The sequence below is a fragment of the Microcoleus sp. S13_C3 genome, from assembly GCF_036700905.1.
Lineage (GTDB): Bacteria > Cyanobacteriota > Cyanobacteriia > Cyanobacteriales > Microcoleaceae > Microcoleus.
This window is the reverse complement of sequence record NZ_JAUBPT010000237.1, coordinates 1-8,711: the sequence shown is the minus strand read 5'-3', so window position 1 is coordinate 8,711 and position 8,711 is coordinate 1. Positions and strand designations below refer to the sequence as shown.

10 protein-coding genes are annotated in these 8,711 nt (G+C 45.4%); 2 read left to right on the top strand and 8 right to left on the bottom strand.

What is annotated here, in order from left to right; translation table 11 throughout:
- Window positions 1–61 precede the first annotated feature (61 nt).
- Window positions 62–1,189: an RNA-guided endonuclease InsQ/TnpB family protein gene (locus QUA16_RS34345; RefSeq protein WP_445252227.1), complete on the bottom strand. Its 1,128-nt coding sequence runs from the start codon at window positions 1,187–1,189 to the stop codon at window positions 62–64.
- Window positions 1,107–1,310 carry a helix-turn-helix domain-containing protein gene (locus QUA16_RS37090; RefSeq protein ID WP_445252228.1) on the bottom strand — a complete coding sequence of 68 codons (204 nt, stop codon included), beginning with the start codon at window positions 1,308–1,310 and terminating at the stop codon, window positions 1,107–1,109. Before QUA16_RS37090 ends, QUA16_RS34345 begins: the two co-directional genes overlap by 83 nt.
- A 59-nt stretch (window positions 1,311–1,369) precedes the next feature.
- Between QUA16_RS37090 and QUA16_RS34340 the strand changes: the two genes are divergently transcribed.
- Both QUA16_RS34340 and QUA16_RS34335 read left to right on the top strand, forming a co-directional pair.
- On the top strand, window positions 1,370–1,549 hold the full coding sequence (locus QUA16_RS34340) for a hypothetical protein (RefSeq protein WP_333109038.1): 180 nt from the start codon (window positions 1,370–1,372) through the stop codon (window positions 1,547–1,549).
- 410 nt (window positions 1,550–1,959) lie between these two features.
- Window positions 1,960–2,706 carry an FkbM family methyltransferase gene (locus QUA16_RS34335; protein WP_333109039.1) on the top strand — a complete coding sequence of 249 codons (747 nt, stop codon included), beginning with the start codon at window positions 1,960–1,962 and terminating at the stop codon, window positions 2,704–2,706.
- Window positions 2,707–3,471: 765 nt separating this feature from the next.
- On the opposite strand, the gene QUA16_RS34330 is transcribed toward QUA16_RS34335, so the two are convergent.
- The 6 genes from QUA16_RS34330 to rpmI form a co-directional block, all read right to left on the bottom strand.
- Window positions 3,472–5,664 carry a diguanylate cyclase domain-containing protein gene (locus QUA16_RS34330; RefSeq protein WP_333109041.1) on the bottom strand — a complete coding sequence of 731 codons (2,193 nt, stop codon included), beginning with the start codon at window positions 5,662–5,664 and terminating at the stop codon, window positions 3,472–3,474.
- Window positions 5,661–6,269 carry a chemotaxis protein CheC gene (locus QUA16_RS34325; protein WP_333109043.1) on the bottom strand — a complete coding sequence of 203 codons (609 nt, stop codon included), beginning with the start codon at window positions 6,267–6,269 and terminating at the stop codon, window positions 5,661–5,663. The genes QUA16_RS34330 and QUA16_RS34325 overlap by 4 nt, the downstream gene beginning before the upstream one ends.
- Complete coding sequence (locus QUA16_RS34320; RefSeq protein WP_333109045.1) at window positions 6,266–6,643, bottom strand: response regulator; 378 nt, start codon at window positions 6,641–6,643, stop codon at window positions 6,266–6,268. The genes QUA16_RS34325 and QUA16_RS34320 overlap by 4 nt, the downstream gene beginning before the upstream one ends.
- 237 nt (window positions 6,644–6,880) lie before the next feature.
- On the bottom strand, window positions 6,881–7,411 hold the full coding sequence (locus QUA16_RS34315; protein WP_333109047.1) for a tetratricopeptide repeat protein: 531 nt from the start codon (window positions 7,409–7,411) through the stop codon (window positions 6,881–6,883).
- 272 nt (window positions 7,412–7,683) lie between these two features.
- Window positions 7,684–8,040 carry a 50S ribosomal protein L20 gene (gene rplT / locus QUA16_RS34310; RefSeq protein WP_333109051.1) on the bottom strand — a complete coding sequence of 119 codons (357 nt, stop codon included), beginning with the start codon at window positions 8,038–8,040 and terminating at the stop codon, window positions 7,684–7,686.
- A gap of 19 nt (window positions 8,041–8,059) precedes the next feature.
- Window positions 8,060–8,257, bottom strand: a complete 198-nt coding sequence (rpmI, locus tag QUA16_RS34305; protein ID WP_006634164.1) for a 50S ribosomal protein L35 — start codon at window positions 8,255–8,257, stop codon at window positions 8,060–8,062.
- Window positions 8,258–8,711: the final 454 nt, after the last annotated feature.

Genomic DNA, 8,711 nt, shown 5'->3' with positions numbered 1-8,711 from the left:
AACACAATGGTACACCGCATATTTGTCTATAAGTGTATCATTTTGTCTATTTATTCGCTACCTAGGGACTAGCTCCTACACCAACACAAGCTGTCACCATTGATGTAGGCTTCTCAGAGACTCCAGCTATTGCTTCGGACATTAACTGAGCTTTAAGAACGGGATGACCCACCGCTCTATTCTTTATATTGATTGCTGCATTATGATCACGGTCAAGACCACACCCGCAATGGGAGCAATCGTGCCATCTTTCATGCAGCTTTTTCGGTACTTTTTCGCCGCAACTCGAACAATCTTGTGAAGTGTTATAGGCACTTACTAGGACTACCAATAAACCAGCATTTACGGCTTTATTTGTTAGTATCGACAGGAAGTTTGACCACCCAGCATCCAACACAGATTTAGCTAATCTTGTGCGGGCAAGTCCCTTGACATTCAAGCCTTCAACCGCAATAACATCATATTTCTGCAATAGAGCGTTAGCAGTCTTGAAATGAAAGTCTTTACGCTTGTCCGCTATTTTTTTGTGACACTTCCCCAATTGCTTAACTGCTTTCTGCCTCCGGTTGCTGCCTTTTTTGCGGCGTGAGACTCGCTTCTGGATAGTTCGTAGGCGTTTTTGGGTTTTGCGGTAATGTTGAGGGATTGCAACAGTCTCGCCCTCTGAGGTTGTCAAAAATTCCTTCAGCCCAACATCAATTCCAGTAATCTTGTTTGGATTAAAATCAGCCTTGATTTCAGGGACTGTTGAATCTTCTAGGGAGAGCGTAAGATAGTACCCATCAGCTTTTTTGGTGATAGAAACGGTTTTGATTTTGAATCCATCAGGTAGGTCACGGTGTAAAACAACTTTAACTTTTCCGAGCATCGGCAAGTTGATTAAGTTATTCTGCAAGCAGCCGTTTTTAACTTGAGGATAAGTGAATGTGCGGTAACGACTGCGTGGTTTGAATCGAGGTCTACCGCTACGCTTTCCGTTGCTATCACCTTTTAGGAAACGATCAAAAGTTACCTTAACTCGCTTAACTACATCTTGAAGAACTTGAGAGTAAATCTCGGCATACCAAGGATGAGTTTTTTTGAGTTGAGGTAAGGTCTTCTTCTGACTATAGTAATCTGGATTGTCCCGCAGTTGGGGTAAGTGGCAAACTTTCTTGACAAGCATTGACGGGAGAACGGTTTTGCTCATACCAGTTAAACCTATCCGCCAACAAATAGTTATACTGGCTACACATCATTGACAGCCATCTGTCAATCTCAATGGCTTGTAACTTTGTTGGACGTAATCGATACTGGTAAGAGGTTCTCATTCCCTAGACTTTGTTGATTATGCTATATGTAAGTTAACTTACTGTCAACCCGCGTGTCAATGCCATTCCAGAAAAATAATACATTCGGCGCCAAGAAACGGCTCAAACGCCCTCTAGACAAGGAAACGATCGGATTTAAAGGTTACGAAGGACAAAAAGAGAAACTTAAGGCTGTTCCCGACTGGCCTGAACGTCTCAGAGAATTTGTTGATAAATTGATCTGTGACGAAGAAAATTAATTGGTCAACTCCGTACCTACCTTGACGGGCCTATTCATCCCACACTAACCTGATTACAGGTATAGTGTGGGGATTTCGGCGCTTTAGCTAACTCTTCAATTGTTGGGAGCCGTCCATCGAACTCTAACATTTTTCAATTCCGTGTTTTGAAGCGCATTTTGACATATATTAAAGCATATTTACTCTCAATTTACTCTTCTTATGAACAAAAAACTAACTCTCTGTAATGAGATATAGCACCTTTTCAACCAACTCGTAATCAGCCGGATTTGTTGACTAAAACTCTCGGCTTCAGGTTAAATTTGAAGACATAAACTCAATTTAAAAGCCGTGCAAAATGTGAATTAACCTAGAGACCTTTCCATCATCTAAGTTTATTTGTAAATTAAAACACATCTCAATCTCTCCCTATGCTTGTCCATAAAATTCAGCAACTCGTGCAGCGCCAAATTCGAGCCAAAAAGTTAGGGATTAAATTTAACAGAGTTGCTAACTTTCAATTGCCCGAACAATTGATTGTGCAAGGAAAAGTGCATCAAGTAAACGTGCCTTCAGAGAAAGGCATGGACGGAGAATTTATAGAAGTGCTTTTAGACGACTGCTACGGAGTCGAGCAATTATCTGAATCGCTGATGACAATTATTGATATTGGAGCCAATGTCGGCTTATTTCCGATTGCTGCGAGGAACAGGTTTCCCCAGGCCGTAATTCACGCCTACGAACCTAATCCCTACCTAGAAAATTACCTTAAACATCAATCTCAAATCGCAAATTTTACATATTTTATGGAAGCAGTAGGAGGCCGAGATGGTAAAGTCGTCCTCGACATTCGCGAAGTTTCGGGAAAAACCCGATCGACAGTTAGCGAAAGTGGCGAAATACCAATGATATCATTTCGCAGGGCGATCGAGCGAATCGGTGGTAGCGTCGATTTAGCCAAAGTAGACTGCGAAGGTGCAGAATGGCTGTTATTTGAAGATCGAGATACTTGGCAACTTGTGCAAAACCTTTCTTTAGAATATCACTTGTGGTCTGGTCACACTCACGCGGAAACCCGACAAATTATTGAAAACTTAGGATTTAGGATCGGAAAGCAAATACCAATAGATAAATGGTACGGCTTGATTTTAGCATCCCGAACCTGCAACCCTCAATGATCTAGCAGATGTTGAAGAAGGAAGTTCGGCAACGGATTCGCTTTCTTATGATGTAACCGATGTCAGAAAGAAGGTTAATTATTCTGGAGTTGTGGTGACAGGCCAGTTTTTATAAAAAAGAAGAGTACCTCAAAAAAATGAAACAGAAATACCTAATCTTATATCATTTCCGGTTACACCGGAATAATGTTGACGGTTGAAGGTTGACTGTTCACTGTTCACTGTCAACCGTCAACAGTGAACTCGAATTTACTATTCCGATGCTAACGGATTTGATATTAATTGATAATTACTTCCCGAATCGAGTCCCCACTAGAACTTAATTTAATTGGGGTGGTCTTCGATAAAAAATATATTGCTAATGGACTTTTTACATCAATTGAAGACCTAGAGTATTTATTAAATCGCCTCTTAAATGAAGGAGAGTTAATAATTAAATGGGGACGAAAAATCACAAAAAACGGGGAGTGTTGTATCACAGTTTAAATGCACAACAGCTTATCCAACCCATCCTTATATTTTGGTTGATTTATCCTTCATTACAAATATTCCCAAATCCTAATTTATTTATTGGGTTCAACGATTTAATTGATCCAATAAATCAATTCCAACCCTTTTATTTATCTGGATGAGCTGGCTTATTTCTTACTTCTTTAATCCGCAGAGTGACAGAAGAGGGAGATCAGGGTTTGGATCGCGGGATTACAGTGGAATTTTTTTTTCGGAGTGGTATAACTACTCGGAATCAACAAATATGGCAATTCGTCAAGCGCTGGTGGGAGAGGGTAAATTAGTGTTAGGTAGAGAAAAATCTACAGGAAGTATCGAAGTGCCTGTACCATTCGGCTTGCCAGCAGGATCGGGCTGGTAAAGTTGGATACGATCGCGCCCAAGTCGTTTAGCTTGATAAAGCGCTTGGTCGGCTGCAGCAATCAGAATTTCGGCTCCCGATTCAGATGCAGGAACAATACTCGCTACGCCCAGGCTGAGAGTGACGTACTCGCTCACCTGAGAACCAGCGTGCGGAAGCTGCAAAGCTGCGATTGTGAGCTGTATGTGTTCAGCTACGATCACTGCGCCTTGAATCGCGGTATTTGGCAAAATAACGGCAAATTCTTCGCCTCCGTAGCGAGCTACTAAATCGGCGGGGCGATTGATTGCATTGCCGATCGCCCCCGCGACTTGCCGCAAACATTCGTCTCCCCCTGGGTGTCCGTAGGTATCGTTGTAACTTTTAAAAGAATCAATATCGCAGAGAATCAGGGACAGAGGCGTTTGTTCCCTGGCTTGTCTGCGCCACTCCATTTCTAAATACTGATCGAACCGGCGGCGGTTTGCTAGCTGTGTGAGTTCGTCTAAAGTTGCCAAGCGCTCTAACTTGAGGTTGGCCGCTTGCAACTGCTGGTAGAGTTCTGCTTGCTTGATGGCGATCGCCAACTGGGTAGCCAGAGAAGACAGCAACTCTACTTCCAACTGCATCCACTGCCGGGGACTGCACTGGTGGGCCATCAGCAGCCCCCACAACTCTTCTCCTTGCACTAAAGGCACAACCAAATAAGCTCTCACCGCGAATTGTGCGAGCAAGTCAATTTGATATTGCGGCAAATTCGCGGCCAAAACATCGGCGATCGGTCGGATCGCTCGATGTTGGTACGCTTCGAGATAGAACTGGTCAAAACAGAACTTTTCCAGGGTTTCCCCCAACATCGGCTTGCAGTTGGCAGCTACAGATTCCACTGTTACCGCCCCCGTCGCCGGGGTGGCGCAGACACTGCCCGTACAGGGGTTGAAGCGGACGATCATCACTCGATCGGCCTGAAGGAACTGACGCACTTCTGTCACTGTCGTGCTGAGCACTTCACGCAAATCCAGAGACTGGCGGATATGCTGAGTAATCGTCGCCATCAGCAGTTCTCGTTCGTTCTGCTGGCGCAGCGCCTCTTGTGCCCGTTTGTACTCAGTGATATCTTGAGCGGTGCCGAAAATTTGTTTGGGGCAGCCGTCGGCTGTGCGGGCGAAAACTTGGTCGCGGCAGCGAAACCAGCGCCATTCGCCCGATCGATGTTTGAGCCGATACTCCAACTCCAAAATATGCCCGTCTTGAGTCGAGGGAAATTTTTTCTGGTGGGCTTTGAGCCTCGGCAAATCTTCTGGGTACACCAAACTGGAGTACAAAGCAGTTTGCATCTGTAAAATTTCTTGGGGAGTGTAGCCCAGCAATTTAGAAGCTTGACCGTTGACGTAGACGTTGCGCCGTTCGGTCAAATCGTAGATGTAGAGCAAATAAGGCGCCGCGTCAGCAATTTGCTGGATGAAATGCTGGCTCGATCGCAATTCTTCCTCCACCCGCTGACGCACTTGCACTTCTTCCACAGCTTGATCCCGCATTGTGCGGTAAGCTTGGATGCGATGGGTGAGGTCGGTCACGTCTTGAATCACCAGCAGCGCGTAGAATGATGGAGCATTGACCCCCGGCCATATTGATGACGAAACTGGGGGTGGAGATTCCCTAGACACAAAAGCACTTCTTGATGAGCAGACTCCGACACTACCCTCTGATTCCAACTCAAGAGTATGGAGAACCCAGTCTCTAATCTCCTGTTCTTCAATGCCAGCCTCTAGGGCCGGCACAGCAGTCACAGTAGTTTGCTGAATTCGCTGCTGGCCGTCTTGCCAAGTTGCCGGAATCAGGTGTTTGTGAATTTGAGAAGAAAAAATTGTTGGCGGGCCTCCTGCAAAGATTTGCTTGAAGCGAGTGGCGTACTTTAACTGACTCAGGTGAGGAAAATGGGTTGTGATCTTTGTTCCCAATATTTGGCTGCGGGGAATTTTAGTCCACTCTTCCAGACAAGTGTTCCAAAACAGCACCACAAAATCATCTTGCAGCAAGCAGGCGCCGACTGGTACGCTGTCGAGAACCCCAAACTTTTCCTTAATACTTTTGCTCTCCTCAATCATAGACCCCCGGCAAGTTGATTGATAGCAGTCAACAAGGTGTCAAAGGAATTAACATTGAAAATAAGAATGATATCTCCTTCAATGTGAAGCCTTTCAATCATGAAACTGGTCTGGGCTAATAAAACAACTGTATCAGTAGCTAAACCGCCAGATATCAGCAAACTAGCAATCGTCCCTTCGCTATAAGTGGGAATTGAGTAGTTCAGGCGCTGCTGAAGTACGTTGCTGATTGCACCCATGACCCCATTAATTACAATATTCCCCACTTCACTTAGCGTACCAATTTTGACTGAATCGAGATCCTGAGTTCCAGCTTCTTCCCCTGTAAGCATTGTCACCAGCAGGGCAGCGCTGTTGGTGGGAAAGACTAGCTGGGCAATGCCTCCAAAGGAGCCTGTGAATTTGAGCTGGACAGCGGCGATTTGCTCGCCGTTGAGGTGTTGCTCTAACTCTTCTTCCACGTCAATGGGAGTCAGGATTTGAAGGTAGGGGATTTGCAAGCGAATCGGGGAGTCGATCATGTCGTTCAAAACCCCTGCGGCTTGACCGATCCCGATGTTGACGAGTTCCTGCAAAGCATCGAGCTGTCGAGTGCTTAATTTCATTGGGTGCTCTCCTCGCTGACACTCAGAGCTTTTTTGATCCACCCGGTTAGTTCATCTGAGTTGGGCATTTTGTGAATGACTGCCAGGGCTCCGAGTTCCATGCACTCGGAGCGGGTGGTTGCTTGGATGTCTGCGGTAATTACGATCACTGGAATTTTATATCCTCGATCGCGCATGGCTTGCAGGACTTCCCGACCTTCCATTTCCGGCATCAGCAGATCTAAGAGCATACAGTTTGGGGTTTTAGTACCGAGCAGTTCTAGAGCTTCTGGGCCGCTGGATGCTTCCCAAGTCTCGTATCCTTCAGCTCGCAGGATTTTGCAGATTACCTTGCGAGTCAACCACGAATCTTCGACAACGAGAATTGATGTCACTACGTTCTCCTCCTTCTATTGTTTAGGACTGACCGGCGTTGCAGGTACTGCTTTTATCTTGACAGTAATTTAAAGTGCTGGGACGGTGTGTGATCGAGCTTCACTTGGAATTCCTGTTCTTAAAAACTAACGCATTAATGTGTTGGATAGTTGAGTATCTTGGACTATGTGAAGAAAAAACCCGGTTTCTGAATGAAACCAGGTTTGCGGGATCTCTATTGCTCCTAACAGGGGCGCTCAATTATAGATTACCAAACGCTTCCGAAGGGACTCTACTCGCTGTTTGGCCGTGGTATTGTCTGGATCGCAGGCGAGAGCTTGTTCGTACATTTCCAAGGCTTGAGCTGTTAATTTCTTGCGCTCGTAGGCGTGACCCAGGTTGTTGAGACAGGTAACGTATTCTGGCTGCAACTTCAGGGCTTCTTTGTACTGGCGGATCGCGATGTCGTACTGTTCTTGGCCGAAGTGTGCAAAACCGAGGGCGTTGTAAATAACAGCTTGATTTTCTTCGCCTTCTAAGTCTTTGGCTTTCAGGGCTTTTTGAAACAGTACGATCGCCTGGGAGTAAAGCTTCTTATCTAGATATATACTTCCTAATTCGTAGTATTCCTGTGCTGTTCCTTTTTCTACCGTCAGCTTATTTTCTAAGCGTTCCAGAGACATTTCCAGCTTGCGAGTTTTGAGAATCTGGCGCACCACAAACCAGGAAGTGCTGCCGAGTATAGCGAGCAGGACTGTCAGGTAAACAATCAGTAAATTACTATCCATGTTTTTCTTAAATTTAGGTAGGTCTGTGGAAGGTTTTATTTATTTTAAGGCGCTAGCAATCTCTGAGATTTGCCTCTGCAACTGTATAAAAAACAAGGAAATAGCGATCGACCGGCCCGATCGCGATTTCTGAAAAAGCAAAAATCCAGAAGTAAGAACAAAGAAGGAAACTTGGTCTCAACCTCCTAAATTCATCAGGAGTTTTCCTTCTCTGGCAGACAGTTAAATCTTTCTTACTTCTGCTTTGTGCATTCTGAAAATCAAGCTAACTTTCAGACTCCGGCTCGATTAGCCATTTCCACGACTTTACCGAATGTTGCCGGGTCAATGATCGCCATTTGTGCCAACATTTTGCGGTTGATTTCGATGTTGGCTTTCTTCATGTTGCCGATCAGTCTGCTGTAGCTCGTGCCGTGCTGGCGCGATGCGGCATTGATCCGAGCAATCCACAGGCGGCGGAAATCGCGTTTGCGTTTTTTGCGATCGCGATAACCGTTACGCAGGGCCTGCATCACCCGTTGGTTAGCTGTGCGGAACTGTTTCGACTGTGCGCCTCGGAAACCCTTGGCTAATTTGAGAATTTTTTTGCGGCGCGCTCTGGCGACATTACCGCGTTTTACCCGTGTCATCTTTAATTTCCGTTAAACTTTACAAGTATGGAAGCATTAACCGCACGTTAGCGTCGTTGGTCTCGTCGATGACGACCAGCTTAGATAGACGGCTTTTGCGAGCTGAACTTTTGTGCTGTAGCAAGTGGCTTTTGTAAGCTTTACGGCGCACAATTTTACCGCTGCCGGTCGCTCTAAAGCGCTTTGCGGCTGCTTTGCGAGTTTTGAGTTTTGGCATGAACTGGTGTTATTTGGACACAAGCTTCAACCGTATCACATTTGTGGTACTTTCTGCAAGGGAGATTTGCGGGTTGGGGGTGGCGCTGCATTTGCGGCGATATACAGGATGGGCGATCGGGTAATCTTGCGGTAGTTTGCAGTAGTTGACACCTGGTATAAAATGTTATACCGCAGTTGCGGTATAATTAAGGGTTATACTCTAGGTTATCGGCAGGGTTAATTAATATTTGAAAGCTGTTGGTGAGGCACTATATAAATTAAATTGAAGATGCAACATTAATTATTGGTTATGGCGCTTAGAGAGTCCATTGAAAAAATGGGAGCATCTCATATTTGTAAAAATACTTTTTCTGGCTCCTCCCTTCTTCTGGCTCCTTCCTTCTTCCTCTTTCCTTCTGCCTCCTGCCTCCTGCCTCCTGCCTCCTGCCTCCTGCCTCAAAACTCCAATTTCT